The following is a 19,242-nucleotide window of genomic DNA, read 5'->3' as shown; positions in this document are numbered from 1 at the left end:
CCTCGATCGCGCATAAGTGCCTGTTTTGTGTGCACTGCTTTTGACCAGTTAGTCCACTTTACTCGGTATCTTTTTAACAACCATCAGTTAACACATTAATAACACAACACTTTTCAAAACTGGCATCCCCTTTGCAAAACCTTAATCACGAGGCTGAACAGGAAATGCAGGATGCAGCGCCACGTCTGACTTTCACCCCACACTGAGATGAAGAGAGGTTCGTGATGAAAATTGGCGTATTCGTCCCTATCGGCAACAACGGCTGGTTAATCTCCTCCCACGCGCCGCAGTACATGCCGACCTTCGAGCTGAACAAAGCCATTGTGCAAAAGGCAGAGCATTACCATTTCGACTTTGCGCTCTCGATGATCAAACTGCGCGGCTTCGGCGGCAAAACCGAATTCTGGGATCACAATCTGGAGTCCTTCACTCTGATGGCGGGTCTGGCGGCGGTGACGTCGCGTATCCAGATCTACGCCACCGCCGCCACCCTCACCCTGCCTCCGGCAATTGTCGCGCGCATGGCATCGACCATTGACTCCATCTCCGGCGGGCGCTTCGGCGTGAATCTGGTGACCGGCTGGCAAAAACCAGAGTACGAGCAGATGGGCCTGTGGCCGGGCGATGAGTATTTCTCGCGTCGGTATGACTATCTGACCGAATACGTGCAGGTCCTGCGCGATCTGTGGGGCACCGGCAAGAGCGATTTCAAAGGCGACTACTTCACCATGAACGACTGCCGCGTCAGCCCGCAGCCCTCCACGCCGATGAAAGTGATCTGCGCCGGACAGAGCGATGCGGGCATGGCGTTTTCGGCGCAGCACGCAGATTTTAACTTCTGCTTCGGGAAAGGCGTTAACACGCCCGCGGCCTTCGCCCCCACCGCCGCACGCATGAAAGAGGCGGCGGAAGTGACCGGGCGCGATGTCGGCTCCTACGTGCTGTTTATGGTGATCGCCGATGAAACCGACGAGGCCGCCCGCGCCAAATGGGAACACTACAAGGCGGGAGCCGACGAGGAGGCCCTGAGCTGGCTCACCGAGCAGAGCCAGAAAGATACCCGCTCCGGGTCAGATACCAACGTGCGCCAGATGGCGGACCCGACCTCGGCGGTCAATATCAACATGGGCACCCTGGTGGGCTCTTACGCAAATGTGGCGCGGATGCTCGACGAAGTCGCCAGCGTGCCGGGGGCTGAAGGCGTGTTGCTGACCTTTGATGATTTCCTGATGGGCGTTGAGACCTTTGGCGAGCGCATCCAGCCGCTGATGCAGTGCCGCGCACACATCCCCGCGCTGACTCAGGAGGTGGCGTAATGATTTCATTAGATGCACGCCCGGAAGCCATTACCTTCACGCCAGAGCAGAGCGCGCTGATTGTGGTGGATATGCAAAATGCCTACGCAAGCCCTGGCGGCTATCTGGATCTGGCCGGGTTTGACGTCTCCGCCACCCGTCCGGTGATCGACAATATCAACACCGCCGTTGCCGCCGCGCGCGCCGCGGGGATGCTCATCATCTGGTTCCAGAACGGCTGGGACGATGAGTACGTCGAAGCGGGTGGCCCCGGCTCGCCTAACTTCCATAAATCCAACGCCCTGAAAACCATGCGCAAACAGCCGGAGCTACAGGGAAAACTGCTGGCAAAAGGCGGCTGGGATTACCAGCTGGTCGATGAACTGGCGCCCCAGCCCGGCGATATCGTGCTGCCGAAACCGCGCTACAGCGGCTTTTTCAACACCCCGCTCGACAGCCTGCTGCGCAGCCGCGGGATTCGCCACCTGATCTTTACCGGCATTGCGACCAACGTCTGCGTGGAATCGACCCTGCGCGACGGCTTTTTCCTCGAATACTTCGGCGTGGTGCTGGCAGACGCCACGCATCAGGCCGGGCCGGAGTTTGCGCAGAAAGCCGCTCTGTTCAATATCGAAACCTTTTTTGGCTGGGTCAGCACCGTCGCCGAGTTTTGCGATGCCGTCTCCCCGCCGTCATTAGCCCGTATCGCCTGAGGAGCCACACTATGCCGAAATCCGTGATCATTCCTGCGGGCACCAGCACGCCGATTGCCCCCTTTGTGCCCGGTACGCTCGCCGATGGCGTGGTGTATGTCTCCGGCACGCTGCCCTTCGATAAAGAGAATAACGTGGTCTGGCCCGACGACCCAAAGGCGCAAACCCGCCACGTTCTCGAGACCATCAGGAGCGTTATCGAAACGGCGGGTGGCACGATGGAGGACGTGACCTTCAACAGCATTTTTATCACCGACTGGAAAAACTACGCCGCGATTAACGAAGTCTACGCTGAGTTTTTCCCCGGCGATAAACCGGCGCGATTCTGCATTCAGTGCGGGCTGGTCAAGCCCGAGGCGCTGGTCGAGATCGCCTCTGTTGCCCACATCGGAAAATGAGGTTGCCATGAAAATATCCGTTTCGCCGCCCCCGTTTGCCGACGCGCCGGTGGTGGTGCTAATCGCCGGGCTGGGCGGCGGTGGCAGCTACTGGCTGCCGCAGCTGGCGGTCCTTGAGCAAGAGTATCAGGTGGTGTGCTACGACCAGCGCGGGACCGGGAATAACCCGGAGGTGTTGCCCGAGGGTTATTCTCTGGCGCAGATGGCGGACGAGCTGTATCGGGCGCTGGCACAGGCAGGCATTGAGCGCTTTTGCGTGGTCGGCCACGCGCTTGGTGCGCTGGTTGGGCTGCAGCTGGCGCTCGATCGTCCCGAGGCGGTCACCGCACTGGTGTCGGTGAACGGCTGGCTGAAACTCAACACCCATACCCGCCGCTGTTTTCAGATCCGCGAACGCCTGCTGCACGCGGGCGGTGCGCAGGCCTGGGTGGAAGCGCAGCCGCTGTTTCTCTACCCCGCCGACTGGATGGCGGCCCGCGCTCCGCGAATGGAGGCCGAAGAGGCGCTGGCCCTCGCCCATTTTCAGGGCAAACCCAATCTGCTTAAACGCCTTCACGCGTTGAAACAGGCAGATTTCAGCCGGGATGCGGCGCGCATTCGCTGCCCGGTGCAGGTGATCTGCTCCGCCAACGATCTGCTGGTGCCTGCCGTCTGTTCGTCTGAGCTGCACGCTGCGCTGCCCCACAGTGAAAAAGTGGTGATGCGCCAGGGCGGACACGCCTGCAACGTCACCGATCCCGATACCTTCAATACGCTGCTGCTGAACGGGCTCGCCAGCCTGCTGCACGCACAGGAAAGGGTTTTATAGATGAACGAAGCCATCAATCCGGGCGCGTTAAAAACGCTGTTTACCGACGCCCGAACGCACAACGGCTGGCAGGATATACCGGTCAGCGACGAGACCCTGCGCGAGATCTACAACCTGATGAAATGGGGCCCGACCTCCGCCAACTGTTCCCCCGCGCGGATCGTATTTGTCCGTACGCCCGATGGCAAAGAGAAACTGGCCCCGGCGCTCTCCAGCGGCAATCTGGCGAAAACCCTTGCCGCGCCGGTCACAGCAATTGTCGCCTGGGACAGCGAATTTTATGAGCGCTTGCCGGAACTCTTTCCCCACGGCGATGCCCGCAGCTGGTTTACCTCCAGCCCGGAACTCGCCCAGGAGACGGCGTTTCGCAACAGCTCGCTGCAGGCGGCGTATCTGATTTTTGCCTGTCGCGCGCTGGGGCTGGATACCGGGCCGATGTCGGGCTTTGATCCGCAGAAAGTGGATGCGGCCTTTTTCACCGGCACCACGCTTAAAAGCAATCTGCTGATCAACATCGGCTACGGCGATGTCAGCAAAGTTTATGGCCGTCTGCCGCGTCTGACCTTTGAAGATGCCTGCGGGCTGGCGTAAGGAGCCAATATGGATCAACAAACTTTTCGCGACGCGATGGCCTGCGTTGGCGCGGCGGTGAATATCATCACCACCGACGGTCCTGCCGGACAGGCGGGATTTACCGCCAGCGCCGTGTGCAGCGTGACCGACTCACCGCCCACCCTGCTGGTGTGCCTGAATCGCGGGGCGTCGGTCTGGCCCGCGTTCAGCGAAAACCGCACTCTGTGCGTGAATACGCTGTGTGCCGGGCAAGAGCCGCTGTCGAACCTGTTTGGCGGCAAAACGCCAATGGAAGAACGTTTCGCGGCGGCCAGCTGGCAGACCGGCGAAACCGGCTGCCCGCGGCTTGAAGAGGCACTGGCATCCTTCGACTGCCGCATCAGCCAGGTGGTCAGCGTGGGCACCCACGATATTCTGTTTTGCGACATTGTTTCCATTACCCGCCACCCCGCGCCGCAGGGACTGGTGTGGTTCGACCGCGGCTATCACGCACTCCTGCGACCCGCCTGTTAACCCTCCTTAAGGAGACAGCTCATGGCCTTGTTCGGTTTTCCACACTGGCAGTTAACATCGACCTCCACAGAACGCGGCGTGGTCGCGCCGGATGAGAGGCTTCCCCTGGTGCCCACGGTGGTGATGGGCGTTCAGCACGCGGTCGCGATGTTTGGCGCGACGGTGCTGATGCCCATTCTGATGGGGCTGGATCCCAATCTGTCGATTTTGATGTCGGGGATCGGCACGCTGCTGTTCTTTGTCATCACCGGCGGACGGGTGCCGAGCTATCTGGGATCGAGCGCCGCCTTTGTCGGCGTGGTGATCGCCGCCACGGGCTTTAACGGCCAGGGGATCAACCCGAATCTGAGCGTCGCGCTCGGCGGCATTATCGCCTGCGGGCTGGTTTACACTCTGATTGGCGTTGTGGTGATGAAGGTCGGCACCCGCTGGATCGAACGCCTGATGCCACCGGTGGTGACGGGTGCGGTGGTGATGGCGATTGGTCTGAACCTCGCACCGATTGCGGTCAAAAGCGTCTCCGGCTCGTCATTTGACAGCTGGATGGCGGCGGTGACGGTGCTGTGTATCGGTCTGGTGGCGGTTTTCACCCGCGGAATGATTCAGCGGCTGTTGATTCTGGTCGGGCTGATTGCGGCGTGCCTGGTGTATGCCCTGATGACCAGCGTGCTGGGCCTGGGTAAACCGGTGGATTTTTCGCTGGTGCAACACGCCGCGTGGTTTGGTCTGCCGCACTTCACCTCCCCGACCTTTAGCGGTCAGGCGATGATGCTGATCGCGCCGGTGGCAGTGATTCTGGTGGCGGAAAACCTGGGCCATCTGAAAGCGGTCGCCGGAATGACCGGGCGCAACATGGACCCGTATATGGGCCGCGCGTTTGTCGGTGACGGGCTGGCGACCATGCTCTCGGGCTCGGTTGGCGGCAGTGGCGTGACCACCTACGCGGAGAATATCGGCGTGATGGCGGTGACCAAGGTGTACTCCACGCTGGTGTTTGTCGCCGCAGCGGTGATTGCCCTGCTGCTGGGCTTCTCGCCGAAATTCGGGGCGCTGATCCACACCATTCCGGCCCCGGTGATTGGCGGCGCATCGATTGTGGTGTTTGGCCTTATTGCCGTGGCCGGCGCGCGCATCTGGGTGCAGAACCACGTGGATCTCAACCAGAACGGCAACCTGATTATGGTCGCCGTGACGCTGGTGCTGGGCGCGGGGGATTTTGCGCTGACGCTCGGCGGCTTTACGCTGGGTGGAATCGGGACGGCCACCTTTGGCGCGATTTTGCTGAATGCGTTGTTGAGTCGCCGGACGGCGGAGGTCTCTCAGGCTGAGGTGGTGCGCCAGGATTCCTGACGGAGCCGGTTGTTGCGCCGGGTGGCGGCTTCGCCTTACCCGGCCTACGTTTCTTTTGTAGGCCCGTGCAAGCGAAGCGCCGCCGGGCGTTTTTCAGACCGCACCATCCTTTGTTGCCGGGTGGCGGCTACGCCTTACCCGGCCTACGTTTATTTGTAGGCCCGGTAAGCGCAGCGCCACCGGGCGTTTTTCAGACGGTACCATCGGTTGTTGCCGGGTGATTAATCTTCTTCGAATAACCGTTCGATAGATTTGGTCGGGTAGAAAAGCGAGTTGGCGTTTTCACGCACCAGGGGGATAAAACCCAGCTTGAGGTAGAACGCTTTCGCACTCTCGTTTAACGCATCGACAAACATGCCGTGCACACCCACCGCCTGTGACGCCAGATACACCACCTTCATGGCATGCGTGACCAGGGTTGTCCCCCACGCCTGCCCTTGCAGTGTTCTATGAATGGCCAGACGGCCCAGCGTCACGCTGGGTACATTGGCATAAGGAATGTGGCGTTGCTGCGTTTTTGAGGGAAGCGCTTCACGTTCGAAACAACTGCCCGCGAGCGTGTAATATCCCCACACTTTAGGCTTCGCCTCCTGGCTTTTAAGGACGTAAGCCCGCAGGATGCGTCCGCAGTGCTGGCGAGCCAGATGCTCAGTAAGAAAGACATTCAGAGAGGTTTCGCCGCAGTCAAAATCCGTAAAATCATAAACTGCTTCTTCTGAAAACATCTCTATGATCAGTTTGGCCACGACTTACTCCATGTCTTCGAGCCGTTTGGCGGCGCGTTTTAGCCTGTTGTCTGGAGATGGCGGATTGCTGATGGCATCCATCACCTGATTCCACGACGCTTCGTTAAGGATCAGGCGACGGTGCTGCTCGATCACTTCCGCGGCGCGCGCTGACGCGCTGTTGACCATAAACTGCGTGATGGTCTGGTTGGTCATCGCCGCGGCTTCTTCGATCAGACTCTTATCTTCATCCGATAATCGGAGATCGATTCGCTGTTTTTTAAGTGCTGACATTTTTACTCCATTTTGTACGGTGAGTATCCGTACACAAATGCATTGTAGAATTGCCGCGCTTTGATTGCAATACGACGCTATTCGAGTGTCAGATCGGCCGCTTCACGACGTTTCTTTTTTAACTTCAACTCACTCACCAGCACCCCGACCACAATAAATGCCGCACCCAACAGGGCCAGCAGCGGCAACCGTTCACCCGCAAGACGACCGAAAATCCCGGCCCAGACGGGTTCGCCGGTGTAGATGACCGTTGCACGTGTCGGGGAGACGCTGCGCTGCGCCCAGTTCATCGTCACCTGAATGATGGCGCTGAAAATCCCGAGTCCGAGTGCCACGACCACCAGCCCCGTGGACATCGGCGGGACAGATTCTCCGGCGGGAACCATGGCGATGAACGCCACAATCGAGGCTGTCGCCAGCTGGACGACGGTGACGCGTTTGACGTCGACTTTCCCGGCCCAGGCGCTAATCAGGATAATTTCTGCCGCAATCGCCACCGCACCAATCAGCGTAATAATCTCACCCGGCCCCATCGCCAGCAGGTTGTCGCCAGGTCCTGCGAGAAAAATCAGCCCGATAAAGGCCAGCACGATGCCCACGCAGGACATCAGCCCTGGCATTCTGCCGAGACACAGCCACTGCAGCAGGGGCACCAGCGGAACGTACATCGCGGTGATAAACGCCGATTTACTGCTGGGAATGGTCTGTAACCCCCAGGTTTGCAGGCTATAGCCCATCGCAATGGAGACACCGATCGCCACGCCTGCCTTGAACTCTTTCATGGTCAATCCGCGCAGGGTTTTGAGTGAGATCAGCGCGACCGCTACCGCCGCCGTGGCGAAACGCAGCCCGACGAAGAAAAACGGATCGCTGAGCGTCACGGCGTACTGCACCGCGAGGAAGGTACCGCCCCAGAACATGGTGATCAGAATCAGGATCGCTTCCTGGGGTTTAATGGAAAAGGCGTAGCGAGAGGAGGACATGGGATACCAGCGACAAGAAGTAATCCGCTAGTGTGCGATGCCTTTGGTTACAGTTCAATGTTGCATAAATAAAAAAACCGCCGGGAGACCCGGCGGCAGGGGGATATTTCAGGTTGGGTGACACTGAAATGGGGAGACGCTAACTCTTATTACTGCTCCCATGACTGTTTTTGCCCCCTTTTTTGCCAGCTTCAGATGCACGCTGCGGGTCATTCTTGAAGTTACCCCCGCTCTGCTGGCCACCTTTACGACCTGCTTCTGATGCTCTGTCACGGTCTTCAGCGAAATTACCTGACCCACCACGATGGTTTGCCATCTCTAACCTCCAGAGTGTGAAACATTAGACATCATACTGCATTCAGTAAAAGAGGATTCTTTCACCTGACGGCACAAGGCCAGAGCCTTTGTCTGCGCCGCGTGAAACTAAGCTTAGTGGAATGAGCCGATCCAGCCAGTAAACGGTAATATTCTGCAACATGAAATCAGCCGTTCGTGTGAGATCCCGCCGTCGTCACCAATAAGCTCCTCTTATCATTCAGAAAAGCCGACCCGCTAAAAATGTTTCATATTGCTACAAAGAAAGGTCCTGAATATCTTGTTATAAATCAAAGAAATGGCTTTCAAGTTTGCAGTCTGGCCGTGGCGTCTTATCTTTAAATGAACGCAGCGATTCGCTGCCAGAAACCACAATCGAGGAGTGATGCAAGATGGCAAAAGTTCTGGTGCTCTATTATTCCATGTATGGACACATTGAAACCATGGCTCATGCGGTGGCGGAAGGCGCAAGTAAAGTTGACGGAGTTGAGGTCGTGGTGAAACGCGTACCGGAAACCATGAACGCCGAAGCGTTCCTGAAAGCGGGCGGGAAAACACAAAATGCCCCGCAGGCGACCCCGCAAGAGCTGGCCGACTATGACGCCATCATCTTTGGTACCCCAACGCGCTTTGGCAATATGTCCGGGCAAATGCGGACCTTCCTGGATCAGACCGGCGGGCTGTGGGCCTCTGGCGCCCTGTACGGGAAACTCGCCAGCGTCTTTAGCTCAACCGGGACCGGCGGCGGCCAGGAGCAGACCATCACCTCCACCTGGACGACCCTTGCACACCATGGGATGGTGATTGTGCCGATCGGCTACGGCGCGCAGGAATTGTTTGATGTTTCACAGGTGCGCGGCGGGACTCCGTACGGCGCGACCACCATTGCTGGCGGCGACGGTTCGCGTCAGCCAAGCCAGGAAGAGCTGGCCATCGCCCGTTATCAGGGTGAGCACGTCGCGGGCCTCGCTAAAAAACTGAACGGTTAACCTCAACAGGAGGACAAGCATGCCAACTCAACAATCCAAAGCTCATCACGTCGGTGAGTGGGCAAGTTTACGTAATACCTCTCCAGAAATTGCCGAGGCCATCTTTGAAGTCGCGAAATACGATGAGAAGCTGGCGGAGAAAATCTGGGAGGACGGGAGCGATGAAGTGCTGGTCCGTGCCTTCGACAAAACAGACAAAGACTCGCTCTTCTGGGGCGAGCAAACCATCGAACGTAAAAACGTCTGACCGTTTCCCCCCGCCAGCGCGGGGGGTTTTCCACTTATTTTGCCGCGTCGTTCATCAGGGTATTAAATTTATCAATCGGGCAGAAACCGTTGGTATCGACCGGGCATCCTTTCAGCTCAAGCGTCACGCGCTGCGCCGGAGATTTCAGCGACAGCACATCGGCGTTGCGCAGCTGCTCTGAGCTTTGGTAGACATACTCAATTTTCATCAGCTCACGATTCGCGTTTTTATCATGCCAGCGCTGGAAGACAATCTTCCCGCCAATCGGCGTGCGCTCGTGCTGGTCATGCAGCTGGTACGGCTTGAAATCCAGCGCCGTCAGCAGCGAAGCGATGTTGGAGTCATGCCCCACCAGCACGGTGATTTTTGGCGCTTTCGCCTGATCGGTGACCAGCGCGTTATCGATGTATTTCACCAGCGGTTTGGCGACGTTGCGCGCCACTTCGGTGGAGGTGAACAGGGAATCCTGATAGCCATTTTTCAGCTGTGACAGCACGCGCCACTGCTGATCGGTTTTGATTTCGCCCCACGCCACCTGATCCAGCGGGAAGCCTTCGTAGTATTGCAGCGTGAACGCATCCACCAGCGAGTTACCCACTTTCAGCGGGCCGGAGACGCTCGGCTCTTTTTCATAGTCGGCGGTGAAGGTGTCTTTGGCCTCCGTCAGAGAGCACACTTTTTTCTCTTTGCAGGACGGGGAATCGGTGTATTGGGTGATCTGCTCCAGCAGCTTGTAGCTCTCATCGAGCTTCATGCCCTGACGCTCGGTCTCCATCGCTTTGACCGCTTTTTCGCGAAACTCCGGCGAATTGTCGGTGATCACCGGGTTAAAGGTCGGGTCCATGGTGCCCATTTTTTCCTGATGATGGACGGGCACGTCGCAGCCAGGGAAAGCGCCGGTGATAAAGAACTGAGCCGTTGCAACGGTGCGCTGCAGGCTGTTGGCGTAGGTATAGACCGCGTCAGCCGGTGGGCATTCTCCGCTGGTGACCATCCCCTGCTCGGCCAGCCATTCACGCATGTAATGGCCCATGTAGACTTCGAGCACGCCACCTTTGGTGGTGAGCTGCCCGCCTGGCACGTCCCATTCCGGCCATTTGCCCGGCGTGGATTGCTCGAGTACGCTGCCGTTATTCGCCAGCGGTGCGCGCAGGTTGTGGCGGCTCATGATCAACACCTGCTGTAACTGATAGCCTTCCGGGGCCGTTTGCGCCTGAGCGCCAGAGGTCATTGTTAAAGTGCCAGCCACTGCGATTGCGAGTAGTGCTTTTCTCATCCCTTTTTCCTCAGAGTTTATTTTCGTCAATCTGATTGTGACAGATTGATGACAAATTTCCGGGAACCATTTCTCAAACTGATAGATAACGCTTTTTTATGTTCGCGCCCTACCGCTCCAGCTGGTCGCCGTACTCTTGCATCCAGGCGGCCAGCGGGGAGAGCGCACCCTGTAGCGTCAGTCCTAAATCCGTTATCTGATATTCCACGCGCGGCGGGATCTCCGGATAGATCGTGCGCGAGACCAGTCCGCGCTGTTCAAATAAGCGCAGCTGTTTGGTCAGTTCTTTCTGGGTAATGGGTGCCGCGGCGCGGAGCAGATCGCCAAAGCGCACCGGGGCGTTGAGGACGATCAGCCGGTACAGGATCGGGATCGCCCATTTGCCCGAGATCAGATTGACAAACTGCGTCATCGGGCAGGATTCGGTCGCAGAATTTTTTTCACAGGTGGTTTCGAGTCTTTCCGCCATTGCACACCCTTCGCCTCATTAGTATCCAAATGGTACCTGGTTTCTTTTGGATACTAACGTTTCTATAGTGCTTTCTCCAGTGACTTTTCAGGAGCTAACCATGGGTCGTTTAACAGGTAAATATACGCTTATTACGGGTGGCACCAGCGGCATCGGTCTGGCGACGGCGCAGGAGTTTATCGCCGAAGGGGCGCATGTGGTTGTGACCGGACGTAACCCGGAAACCCTGGCCGAGGCGCAACGGGTGCTGGGCGATAACGCCTGGGTGATTGCCGCCGACGCGGGGGATATTTCTGCGCAGCAACAGCTGGCAGACACCCTCTCCTCACGCTGGCCGCGGCTGGATGCGGTGTTTGTCAACGCCGGAGATGTGACACACGGGCTTATCGAGGAGTGGCGCGAGGAAGCGTGGGATCGGCTGATGGGCATCAATCTCAAAGGCCCCTTCTTTTTGGTTCAGGCGCTGCTGCCGCTGCTGAACAACCCCTCGTCGGTGATTTTATGCGGCTCGGTGAGCGCGCGGATCGGCCTGCCCACCAGCAGCGTGTATGCCGCCAGCAAGGCGGGTCTGCTCTCCCTGGCGCGCACGCTTTCTGCGGAACTGTTGCCGCGTGGGATCCGCGTCAACGGCTTAAGCCCCGGCCCGGTAGAAACACCGGCGCTGAATAAACTGGGGCTGAGCGCAGAGGCGCAAAAGGCGCTGCAGGGCGATATCGCGAGCCTGGTCCCGCTCGGGCGCATGGGCACTCCGACGGAGCTGGCGAAGGCGGCGATCTATCTGGCGTCGGATGAGTCCAGCTATACGGTTGGGATCGATCTGCTGGTGGACGGTGGCACCGGGAGTTTGTAATACGAAAGCGCTATATACTGAAGCTACACCGGTATATAGCGCCCGGACTGATTGTGGCATTACAAATATAACTTCACTCAATAATAGTCCATTTCAGTGCTATACTTTGCGAAATATCTTAGGTGGTCTTACAAGGGAGTTAACCATCTTGTCACAACGTAAATATATCACTGCAACGATATTTATTATTGTTTGCACAACGTCAATATTCGCCACCTTGATTTCACATGAAGTGAGAAATCTTCAAAATTATATGGGCTATATTGCCGAGAATGGCAAGTCAGCGCTTTTCCATGAAGAGTTCATCAATCAGGATATTGCCTTTCGCTTATCCCGCGCCTTCTCTAAACAGGCAGCCTCTGGTGTGAATGGCGAGGAAAAAGCCAAATTACTCTGCGAGCATATTGAAAAGGTCGGAGCCATTTCCGGGTTTAATCTGGTGGCAAGAACCATCGTTAACCTGGAGGGTACGCTTCAGACACGAAATCCCGACTGCGAAGCCTGGAGCCGCGATGTGCCTGCGCTGCCCGTGGTGAATCAAACCGAGACCGCGGCGTCATCGAAGTACACCTTTTCCAACTATACGGGCTATACCTTCAACAACACCCGCTATTACATCGACCTCGCGCACAACTATATTTACATCAACCATCTGGTGAATACCTTTGATTATGCGTTCAGCAACTGGCTGGTGGCCGATAAAGATGGCGTCAATATTGTCCGCAGCGCGCACACTATTACCATTGATGATAACGCGCTGGAGGACCTGATCCACGGTGAGAATATCGTCTCGCACATTTATACGGACGGCTATACCCGACAAAATATTATCAGCATGATTACGCCGGTATTTCTTGGCGGAAAAATCAAAGGACTGCTGATTACCGATATCAATATTCACGATCTGGCGACATCATTTGTCACCCCTGATCGCCCGTTATTGTGGAAATTCCTTTCCCTCTATGTCACCGATAATACGACGGGGGGGAATATTATCTTCCACGAGCCTGTAGTGAAATCGCGGGATGCGATTAACTATCAGGATGATATGACGCAGTATTACACCCTGCATGGAAAGCTCGATGCCATCTACGTGGTGATTGCGAATATCTGGCTGATTTTGCTTTACGTATTAACCACCTGGCTGCTGGTTCGCTACGCCCGCCAGCAGTTTATCCGTCAGAAATCGCTCTCGCGCGACAACGTGACCGATGCGATGACCGGGCTGTATAACCGCAAAGTGATTACCGGCGAACTGAACCAGAAAATTCAGTCTTTAGTGGAAAGAAATATTCCGGTCACGGTGATTGCCATCGACAGCGACGGGCTGAAAAGAATCAACGACACCTTAGGCCATCATATGGGCGATAAGGCGATCCAGTCTCTGGGACTCGCGCTGACGCAGTCGATCCGTAAGAGCGATTACGGGATCCGCCTCGGCGGCGACGAGTTCTGTTTGATTCTTATCGATAATAATCTGGCCCGTTCGCGGGATGTGATTACGCGCGTTCAGGGTTATCTCCAGACCATCGATACGGAAAAAATGGTGGCGTTCTCCTGGGGAAGTTACCAGATGCACGCTGGCGATACGCTGGAAGTGGCGATGCTGAAGGCGGATGAGCTGCTGTATCAGCATAAGCGCAGCAAATACGAAGACCGCCAGTGAGTTTACAAGGCGCTGATGCCGGTCGCCGCGCCGACATACAGCGCCGCCCAGACGGTGGCAGAGAGCAGACTCACCGCGTAAACCTTCCCTGCATTCACGCTCAGCATCCCCGCCGCCAGCGGGACGATGTAGCGCAGCACCGCCAGAAAACGGGCAGTGAACAACACCGCCACGCTGTTTTTCTCTAACTGATGCTGGACGCGTAAAAAGCGATCGGCGTGTTTTGCACTCAGGCGCATCATCATCCGCGTATTGCCCATGAGCTGCCCCAAATGGTAATTCAACACGGAGCCGCCCATCGCGCCCGTCGTTACGGCAAGCCAGGCCAGCACAGGCGAAAGCGTTGCCTGACTCAGGGTAATCCCACCCAGCAACATCAGCGAGGCAGGCGGCAAAATGGAGGAGACGAAAACCGTTGATTTGCAGAACGCCATGACCGCCAGCAAGGCGAACAGCTGCGTCGGATAGTGTGCAAAATGATTAAGCAGATTATTGAGCCATTCCATCGCGACGCCTCTTTTGAAAGGTGAATCTGCTATTTAAAATGAAATAAATTAAATAAAACCTCAACGCCGATTAAATATATTCAACCTAAACCGTTCATCAACATTATTGATATTTTAAAGCAGTATTTAAAAACTCGCGTATTATCTCATCCGTTTTACTACGATCTCGTTATGGCGAGGCTCCTGTACAAATACACGTTATCGCTCTGGTGGTTTCGAGAGAAACTACACAGGGTAAAACAGGCACTGTCGAATCAAGGCTTTGTCAGTATAACTTCCCTTCGGGGATACGGTGTACAGTGCTGAACCCAGGACGTGGGGATCTCCTCTTCGACATGCCCTGTCTTGCTCGCCCCTGAGAGATAATTATATTCAAAGGGAATTCACTATGTCTTACACCATCCATAATTCAAATCCTGCATTTAATGACAGCGCCATCGCGCAATATATGAATACGGATTTTATTGTCCTTGACGCGTCATTATGTGTCGCGCTAGCGCGTGAACATTTCTTCGCACAATTAAAAGATGACGATATTCCAACGCATATTTTTATTGAAGATAATGGTCGATTGGCCGGGATGATTTCGGTCAGAACGTTATTACAGGAAGCGAATACCGTTCAGGCCGTTAGCGCGCTGATGGTTTCTCAGTTTTTGCAGGTTCAGCCCGACGATGAGCGTGCAAAAGTGGCCGCCCTACTCAGCCATGCCGGTGTGGACGTGGTACCGGTTGTCACCCACGGGAAACTGGTGGGTTGTCTCACCGAACGTGAAATTGCTCATTTGCTGGAAGATGACGTGACGGAAGATGCGCAGCGCCAGGGGGCTACGCTGCCTCTGGAGCGGCCTTACCTCGAGACCAGCGCTGTGCAGCTTTGGAAAAAACGTGCCGTCTGGCTGCTGCTGCTGTTCGTCGCAGAGGCCTACACCAGCACCGTGCTTCAGCATTTTGAAGATGCGCTTGAATCCGCTATCGCACTGGCGTTCTTTATTCCATTGCTCATTGGCACCGGCGGCAACAGCGGCACGCAGATTACCTCAACGCTGGTCCGCGCGATGGCGCTGGGTGAAGTTGGCCTGAAAGATCTGGGGCGCGTGCTGCGTAAAGAGATGACCACCTCGGTGATGATTGCCATTACGCTCGGGCTGGCAGGCTGTGTGAGGGCCTGGATGATGGGTATTGGAATGGACATTACGCTTATCGTCAGCCTGACGCTGGTGTGCATTACCCTGTGGAGCGCCATTGTCTCGTCAGTGATCCCGATGGTGCTTAAACGCTGTGGCATCGACCCTGCCGTGGTATCCGCGCCGTTTATCGCCACCTTTATCGACGGAACAGGCCTGATTATCTATTTCAAGATTGCACAGTACACGCTGGGTCTGGAGTGACAGGTTTGTAGCCTGAACAAAGAAAATAAAGCCAAAAAAAGGGGTTACCTTTCGGTAACCCCTTTTTTCGCAGGCATCCCGCACTGCTTCACATTGCCGAGCCCAAACACTTCTCACCGGGATAGCCAGGCAACGTTTTAGCATCCGGCTCACAAGCAAGCGTCTTTGCCTGGGTTAGCCGCTCCTTCAGATTGCCAGCATTGACGGACTGCCAGCCCATCTTTTCCCCGAGCCAACTAGCCCAGGCAAACTCAACAAAATAGACCTGCTTTTTCTTGTCAAAATAGCCTTCGTCCTGCAACAGGCCCGCAAGCGAACGATAAGGATAATCAGGCAGATCGGCGATACGCTTCGGCAGTTGCTCCGGCGTGATGGATTGCCCCTTTTCGTTTTTCAGCCACACCCAGTGGTTTTTCTCCATCTGCGGCCAGAAGGTGGCTTTATCCTGCAGATGCGCGATGACTTTGACCGTGGTCTTTTTCACGCCCAGTTGCCATAGGGTGCGAGTGAGATGGTGCCTGTCGACCAGCCAGTACTCGCCCTGCGGAGATATCACCACCGGGATCTCTTTTTTAACAGCGTACTTTTCGAGCTTTTTGGCGCTCTTATCCGCAAGTTTTTTCTGCTCTTCATCCACTTGCAGCTGACCAATGCCCGCCTGAGTGGGCCGTAGCTGGTCGATAGCCACCTCACATAAATCCCCGGGAGCGGTGTCTGGTGTACAAGGTGCAGCCGCGAAAGCTTGTGGGCTGAGTATCGCCGCGAGCAAAAGCCATTTTTTCATTGATGATTTTCCTGACATAAGGTGTGAGTGGCTGGAGAGATAACAGCATTGAACACCCGGAATAATCAACAGGATTGTCCCTTCCGGCGTGAAAGTTGTGGCCTGCACATACAGTTCACCCGGCGAAGACACTTTCATTTGGTTCGTCCATGAAGGAAATACAGCTCCCGGCTGACGCGCGATTGAGCGTTGAGACCGCCCAAGCAAAAAACCCCAGTTCATTGCTGAACTGGGGTTTCGTATTTGGCGGAAGCGTAGAGATTCGAACTCTAGAACCCTTTCGGGTCGCCGGTTTTCAAGACCGGTGCCTTCAACCGCTCGGCCACGCTTCCGGTATGGGGCGCACTATAAACACCTCCGAACTTCGTGTAAAGCATCAATGTGATCGTTTGCTTCAAAAATAGCCAAATTGATGTTAATCGGTTGAAATAACAACGCATTGACTATTTTGTCAGCATAAAATCGCCTGTTTCAGGCTTAATGCTTTTTGATGTACATGTCCTTCGTGAAGTAGTACCCCAGTTTATCCGGTGTAAATCCACCCACCCAAGGCTTGATCAAATGCGTGCGAACGTAGTGATACACCGGAATGGCGGGCACATCCTGGCCTAACAGGTCTTCTGCCTGCTGGTAATACTTGCCGCGCTCCTCGGTGGTTTTGGCTTTTGCCGCATCCACCAGCGCTTTGTCATAGGCCGGGTTGCTGTACTGGCTGGTGTTTTCGCTGTCGCCGGTGCGGAAGTTATTCAGGAAGGTCGCGGCATCGTCGTAATCGGCAATCCAGGCGTAGCGCACGGCATCGAAGTTATGCGTATGCATGGTATCGAGCATGGTTTTCCACTCCTGGTTTTGCAGCTTCGCTTCCACGCCGAGGTTTTTCTTCCACATCGAACTCGCTGCAATGGCGATGCGCTGGTGCGATTCCGAGGTGTTATAGAGCAGATTGAAACTGAGCGGATGCGAGTCGTTGAATCCGGCTTCGTTCAGCAGCTTTTTGGCTTCCGCGATGCGTTTATCCATCGGCCAGCTGGCGTATTCCGGCGCATGAAGTTTCACCCCACCGATATCCGGCTGACTGATTAACCACGCCGGGCGTTGCCCCTGCCCTAACACTTTCTCGGCGATGATGTCCTTATCCAGCGCCATGTTCAGCGCCTTACGCACGCGCACATCGTTGAACGGCGGTCGGGTGGTGTTGAATTCGTAATAATAGGTGGCGAGCTGCGGGGAGACATCCAGCTCTGAGCCGAGGGTTTTCTTCAGCTGCGCAAACTGGTTGATCGGCACCGTATAGACGATATCGATCTCACCCGCTTTGTAGCGGTTCACGTCCGAGGCCTCAGAGGTGATCGGCAGATAAGTCACCTTGTTAATCACCGTGTGAGCGTTATCCCAGTAGCGCGGGTTGCGCTCCGCCACGATGCGCTCGTTCACGACCCACTGCGAGAGTTTATAGGCCCCGCTGCTGACAAAATGTTCCGGCTTGGTCCATTTATCGCCGAAGCGGCCAATCAGCACTTTATCGACCGGCACCAGCGACGGGTGCGCCAGCATGGCGAGAAATGCCGCATTCGGCTGCGTCAGCGTCACTTCGAGGGTGGTGTCGTTAATCGCCTTCACGCCGAGCGTGTCCGGCTTCTGTTTGCCTTGAGCGATATCGGCTGCATTGACAATGTGCATGTTGCCTGGATAGCTGGCGTACGGCGACGCGGTGTTGGGATCAACCAGACGCTGCCAGCTCCAGACAATATCCTGAGCGGTTATCGCAGAGCCGTCACTCCAGGTGATGCCAGGGCGCAGGTGGAAAGTCCAGACGGTATTGTCCTTGTTCTCCCATTTCTCCGCGAGGCGCGGCTCTATCTCGCCCGCTGGCGATACGCGAACCAGCCCTTCGAACAAATCACTGATAATATTGAATTCGACATCGCTTTCGACTTTGTGCGGATCGAGCGATGCCGGCTCACTGCCGTTATTCCTGACCAGTTCCTGCTTCTCTGCCAGTTGTGTTCCTGCCGGCACACTGGCGGCCCAGGCCGTTGTGCTGGCGCACAAGATCCCTGCCGTCAGTAAAGAGAGTGTAAAGTGAGTGCGTGATGCTGATTTCATTGTTTCGCCTTATTGTGGGTTTTTGACGATGCGTATTCACTCTTAGCGCTCAAAGATTAATAAGGCAATATTTTTCAGTAACCTATAAGATGTTGATCTGATTAAATTCATCAAACCGATATTCATTCTGTTGAAATGGATTTCTTTGAAACAAAGCACCAGCGCGGGCCCTAACCGGCTGAGTAAAGATGGGTAAAACCACTTTGTAACTGGCAAGACCTTTCCTATTCTTGCCGTTAATTACATCTGTCATAAGAGAGTGACTCATGGATCGTATTATTATTTCTTCACGCGACCGCACATCGCTACTCAGCACCCACAAAGTGCTGCGCAACACCTATTTCATGCTCAGCCTGACGCTGGCGTTTTCGGCGATCACCGCGACGGCCAGCACCGTGCTGATGCTGCCGTCTCCGGGTCTGATTCTGACGCTGGTCGGTATGTATGGTCTGATGTTCCTGACCTACAAAACCGCTGACAAACCGATTGGTATTTTGTCTGCGTTCGCCTTCACCGGCTTCCTGGGCTACATCCTGGGGCCAATGCTGAACGCTTACCTGTCTGCTGGCATGGGCGATCTCATCGGCCTGGCGCTGGGTGGTACGGCATTAGTGTTCTTCTGCTGCTCCGCTTACGTCCTGACGACGCGCAAAGATATGTCTTTCCTCGGCGGGATGCTGATGGCGGGTATCGTGGTAGTACTGCTCGGAATGGTGGCAAACATCTTCCTGCAGCTGCCTGCCCTGCACCTGGCGATTAGCGCGGTGTTCATCCTGATCTCCACCGGCGCGATCCTGTATGAGACCAGCAACATCATTCACGGCGGTGAAACGAACTACATCCGCGCTACCGTGAGCCTGTATGTGTCGCTGTACAACATCTTCGTCAGCCTGTTGAGCATCCTGGGCTTCGCCAGCCGCGATTAACAGACAGTGCTTCGAATCAAGCCCCGCTTATGCGGGGCTTTGTTTTTTGGTACACTGCGCGGGTTT

22 protein-coding genes, 1 tRNA gene and 1 riboswitch are annotated in these 19,242 nt (G+C 55.8%); of the genes, 13 read left to right on the top strand and 10 right to left on the bottom strand.

Going from position 1 to position 19,242, the window contains the following annotated elements; all coding sequences use genetic code 11:
• The first annotated feature begins 224 nt into the window (after window positions 1–224).
• From rutA to rutG, 7 genes are read left to right on the top strand one after another with little or no spacing between them, the layout of a single operon-like run.
• Window positions 225–1,316: a pyrimidine utilization protein A gene (gene rutA, locus U9O48_RS08450; protein WP_282492517.1), complete on the top strand. Its 1,092-nt coding sequence runs from the start codon at window positions 225–227 to the stop codon at window positions 1,314–1,316.
• Window positions 1,316–2,008, top strand: a complete 693-nt coding sequence (gene rutB / locus U9O48_RS08445; protein WP_285145380.1) for a pyrimidine utilization protein B — start codon at window positions 1,316–1,318, stop codon at window positions 2,006–2,008. Before rutA ends, rutB begins: the two co-directional genes overlap by 1 nt.
• Window positions 2,009–2,019: 11 nt before the next feature.
• Window positions 2,020–2,406 carry a pyrimidine utilization protein C gene (rutC, locus tag U9O48_RS08440; RefSeq protein WP_285145381.1) on the top strand — a complete coding sequence of 129 codons (387 nt, stop codon included), beginning with the start codon at window positions 2,020–2,022 and terminating at the stop codon, window positions 2,404–2,406.
• 7 nt (window positions 2,407–2,413) lie between these two features.
• Window positions 2,414–3,214: a pyrimidine utilization protein D gene (gene rutD / locus U9O48_RS08435; protein WP_324724068.1), complete on the top strand. Its 801-nt coding sequence runs from the start codon at window positions 2,414–2,416 to the stop codon at window positions 3,212–3,214.
• Entirely contained in the window at window positions 3,215–3,805 is a 591-nt protein-coding gene (locus U9O48_RS08430) for a malonic semialdehyde reductase (protein WP_324724067.1), read from the top strand.
• Window positions 3,806–3,814: 9 nt separating this feature from the next.
• Window positions 3,815–4,300, top strand: a complete 486-nt coding sequence (gene rutF / locus U9O48_RS08425) for an NADH-dependent FMN reductase RutF (RefSeq protein WP_324724066.1) — start codon at window positions 3,815–3,817, stop codon at window positions 4,298–4,300.
• Between the two features lie 21 nt (window positions 4,301–4,321).
• On the top strand, window positions 4,322–5,650 hold the full coding sequence (gene rutG / locus U9O48_RS08420; protein WP_285145385.1) for a pyrimidine utilization transport protein G: 1,329 nt from the start codon (window positions 4,322–4,324) through the stop codon (window positions 5,648–5,650).
• Window positions 5,651–5,871: 221 nt separating this feature from the next.
• On the opposite strand, the gene U9O48_RS08415 is transcribed toward rutG, so the two are convergent.
• From U9O48_RS08415 to U9O48_RS08400, 4 genes are all read right to left on the bottom strand, one after another.
• Complete coding sequence (locus tag U9O48_RS08415) at window positions 5,872–6,396, bottom strand: GNAT family N-acetyltransferase (protein ID WP_324724064.1); 525 nt, start codon at window positions 6,394–6,396, stop codon at window positions 5,872–5,874.
• Between the two features lie 3 nt (window positions 6,397–6,399).
• Window positions 6,400–6,669: a DUF1778 domain-containing protein gene (locus U9O48_RS08410; protein ID WP_285145387.1), complete on the bottom strand. Its 270-nt coding sequence runs from the start codon at window positions 6,667–6,669 to the stop codon at window positions 6,400–6,402.
• Between the two features lie 77 nt (window positions 6,670–6,746).
• Window positions 6,747–7,652: a DMT family transporter gene (locus U9O48_RS08405; RefSeq protein ID WP_285145388.1), complete on the bottom strand. Its 906-nt coding sequence runs from the start codon at window positions 7,650–7,652 to the stop codon at window positions 6,747–6,749.
• 139 nt (window positions 7,653–7,791) lie between these two features.
• Window positions 7,792–7,968 (bottom strand): general stress protein, encoded by a 177-nt coding sequence (locus U9O48_RS08400; protein ID WP_100780659.1) that lies wholly within the window; start codon window positions 7,966–7,968, stop codon window positions 7,792–7,794.
• 391 nt (window positions 7,969–8,359) lie between these two features.
• Between U9O48_RS08400 and wrbA the strand changes: the two genes are divergently transcribed.
• Both wrbA and U9O48_RS08390 read left to right on the top strand, forming a co-directional pair.
• A complete protein-coding gene (gene wrbA, locus U9O48_RS08395) occupies window positions 8,360–8,956 on the top strand; it encodes an NAD(P)H:quinone oxidoreductase (RefSeq protein WP_100780660.1) in 597 nt (198 codons plus the stop codon).
• 19 nt (window positions 8,957–8,975) lie between these two features.
• A complete protein-coding gene (locus tag U9O48_RS08390; protein WP_282492507.1) occupies window positions 8,976–9,203 on the top strand; it encodes a YccJ family protein in 228 nt (75 codons plus the stop codon).
• 34 nt (window positions 9,204–9,237) lie between these two features.
• On the opposite strand, the gene agp is transcribed toward U9O48_RS08390, so the two are convergent.
• Both agp and U9O48_RS08380 read right to left on the bottom strand, forming a co-directional pair.
• A complete protein-coding gene (gene agp, locus U9O48_RS08385) occupies window positions 9,238–10,479 on the bottom strand; it encodes a bifunctional glucose-1-phosphatase/inositol phosphatase (protein WP_324724062.1) in 1,242 nt (413 codons plus the stop codon).
• A 109-nt stretch (window positions 10,480–10,588) separates the two neighbouring features.
• Complete coding sequence (locus U9O48_RS08380; protein WP_324724060.1) at window positions 10,589–10,948, bottom strand: helix-turn-helix domain-containing protein; 360 nt, start codon at window positions 10,946–10,948, stop codon at window positions 10,589–10,591.
• Between the two features lie 100 nt (window positions 10,949–11,048).
• Between U9O48_RS08380 and U9O48_RS08375 the strand changes: the two genes are divergently transcribed.
• Together U9O48_RS08375 and dgcJ are read left to right on the top strand one after the other, a co-directional pair.
• A complete protein-coding gene (locus U9O48_RS08375; RefSeq protein WP_324724058.1) occupies window positions 11,049–11,798 on the top strand; it encodes an SDR family oxidoreductase in 750 nt (249 codons plus the stop codon).
• 106 nt (window positions 11,799–11,904) lie between these two features.
• Window positions 11,905–13,464 (top strand): diguanylate cyclase DgcJ, encoded by a 1,560-nt coding sequence (gene dgcJ / locus U9O48_RS08370; protein ID WP_324724057.1) that lies wholly within the window; start codon window positions 11,905–11,907, stop codon window positions 13,462–13,464.
• A 2-nt stretch (window positions 13,465–13,466) separates the two neighbouring features.
• Here dgcJ and U9O48_RS08365 read toward each other — a convergent pair whose 3' ends face one another.
• Window positions 13,467–13,970, bottom strand: a complete 504-nt coding sequence (locus U9O48_RS08365) for a DedA family protein (RefSeq protein ID WP_324724056.1) — start codon at window positions 13,968–13,970, stop codon at window positions 13,467–13,469.
• Between the two features lie 158 nt (window positions 13,971–14,128).
• A riboswitch (M-box (ykoK) riboswitch) is annotated at window positions 14,129–14,298 on the top strand.
• 60 nt (window positions 14,299–14,358) lie between these two features.
• Between U9O48_RS08365 and U9O48_RS08360 the strand changes: the two genes are divergently transcribed.
• Window positions 14,359–15,360: a magnesium transporter gene (locus U9O48_RS08360; protein WP_285149210.1), complete on the top strand. Its 1,002-nt coding sequence runs from the start codon at window positions 14,359–14,361 to the stop codon at window positions 15,358–15,360.
• A gap of 88 nt (window positions 15,361–15,448) precedes the next feature.
• On the opposite strand, the gene U9O48_RS08355 is transcribed toward U9O48_RS08360, so the two are convergent.
• From U9O48_RS08355 to U9O48_RS08345, 3 genes are all read right to left on the bottom strand, one after another.
• Window positions 15,449–16,282, bottom strand: coding sequence for a ParB-like protein (locus U9O48_RS08355; protein WP_285158663.1), 834 nt, complete (start codon window positions 16,280–16,282; stop codon window positions 15,449–15,451).
• A gap of 106 nt (window positions 16,283–16,388) precedes the next feature.
• Window positions 16,389–16,476 (bottom strand) — tRNA-Ser (locus tag U9O48_RS08350).
• A 145-nt stretch (window positions 16,477–16,621) separates the two neighbouring features.
• Complete coding sequence (locus U9O48_RS08345) at window positions 16,622–18,250, bottom strand: ABC transporter substrate-binding protein (RefSeq protein ID WP_285158662.1); 1,629 nt, start codon at window positions 18,248–18,250, stop codon at window positions 16,622–16,624.
• A gap of 266 nt (window positions 18,251–18,516) precedes the next feature.
• On the opposite strand from U9O48_RS08345, the gene yccA reads away from it, so the two are divergent.
• A complete protein-coding gene (yccA, locus tag U9O48_RS08340) occupies window positions 18,517–19,176 on the top strand; it encodes an FtsH protease modulator YccA (protein ID WP_285158661.1) in 660 nt (219 codons plus the stop codon).
• Window positions 19,177–19,242 lie beyond the last annotated feature (66 nt).

Source organism: Lelliottia sp. JS-SCA-14, assembly GCF_035593345.1.
GTDB lineage: Bacteria > Pseudomonadota > Gammaproteobacteria > Enterobacterales > Enterobacteriaceae > Enterobacter > Enterobacter wanjuensis.
Note: the sequence above shows the minus strand (reverse complement) of the source record. Positions and strands in the feature narration are given on the sequence as shown.

Excerpts from the sequence above, each read along its gene's own strand:
- U9O48_RS08405 (WP_285145388.1), bottom strand. The coding sequence starts at position 7,652 with ATGTCCTCCTCTCGCTACGCCTTTTCCATTAAACCCCAGGAAGCGATC.
- U9O48_RS08345 (WP_285158662.1), bottom strand. The coding sequence starts at position 18,250 with ATGAAATCAGCATCACGCACTCACTTTACACTCTCTTTACTGACGGCA.
- U9O48_RS08400 (WP_100780659.1), bottom strand. The coding sequence starts at position 7,968 with ATGGCAAACCATCGTGGTGGGTCAGGTAATTTCGCTGAAGACCGTGAC.
- U9O48_RS08355 (WP_285158663.1), bottom strand. The coding sequence starts at position 16,282 with ATGAAAGTGTCTTCGCCGGGTGAACTGTATGTGCAGGCCACAACTTTC.
- U9O48_RS08360 (WP_285149210.1), top strand. The coding sequence starts at position 14,359 with ATGTCTTACACCATCCATAATTCAAATCCTGCATTTAATGACAGCGCC.
- U9O48_RS08430 (WP_324724067.1), top strand. The coding sequence starts at position 3,215 with ATGAACGAAGCCATCAATCCGGGCGCGTTAAAAACGCTGTTTACCGAC.
- U9O48_RS08375 (WP_324724058.1), top strand. The coding sequence starts at position 11,049 with ATGGGTCGTTTAACAGGTAAATATACGCTTATTACGGGTGGCACCAGC.
- agp (WP_324724062.1), bottom strand. The coding sequence starts at position 10,479 with ATGAGAAAAGCACTACTCGCAATCGCAGTGGCTGGCACTTTAACAATG.
- U9O48_RS08390 (WP_282492507.1), top strand. The coding sequence starts at position 8,976 with ATGCCAACTCAACAATCCAAAGCTCATCACGTCGGTGAGTGGGCAAGT.
- yccA (WP_285158661.1), top strand. The coding sequence starts at position 18,517 with ATGGATCGTATTATTATTTCTTCACGCGACCGCACATCGCTACTCAGC.
- rutA (WP_282492517.1), top strand. The coding sequence starts at position 225 with ATGAAAATTGGCGTATTCGTCCCTATCGGCAACAACGGCTGGTTAATC.
- U9O48_RS08380 (WP_324724060.1), bottom strand. The coding sequence starts at position 10,948 with ATGGCGGAAAGACTCGAAACCACCTGTGAAAAAAATTCTGCGACCGAA.
- rutD (WP_324724068.1), top strand. The coding sequence starts at position 2,414 with ATGAAAATATCCGTTTCGCCGCCCCCGTTTGCCGACGCGCCGGTGGTG.
- rutG (WP_285145385.1), top strand. The coding sequence starts at position 4,322 with ATGGCCTTGTTCGGTTTTCCACACTGGCAGTTAACATCGACCTCCACA.
- rutB (WP_285145380.1), top strand. The coding sequence starts at position 1,316 with ATGATTTCATTAGATGCACGCCCGGAAGCCATTACCTTCACGCCAGAG.
- rutC (WP_285145381.1), top strand. The coding sequence starts at position 2,020 with ATGCCGAAATCCGTGATCATTCCTGCGGGCACCAGCACGCCGATTGCC.
- U9O48_RS08365 (WP_324724056.1), bottom strand. The coding sequence starts at position 13,970 with ATGGAATGGCTCAATAATCTGCTTAATCATTTTGCACACTATCCGACG.
- wrbA (WP_100780660.1), top strand. The coding sequence starts at position 8,360 with ATGGCAAAAGTTCTGGTGCTCTATTATTCCATGTATGGACACATTGAA.
- rutF (WP_324724066.1), top strand. The coding sequence starts at position 3,815 with ATGGATCAACAAACTTTTCGCGACGCGATGGCCTGCGTTGGCGCGGCG.
- U9O48_RS08410 (WP_285145387.1), bottom strand. The coding sequence starts at position 6,669 with ATGTCAGCACTTAAAAAACAGCGAATCGATCTCCGATTATCGGATGAA.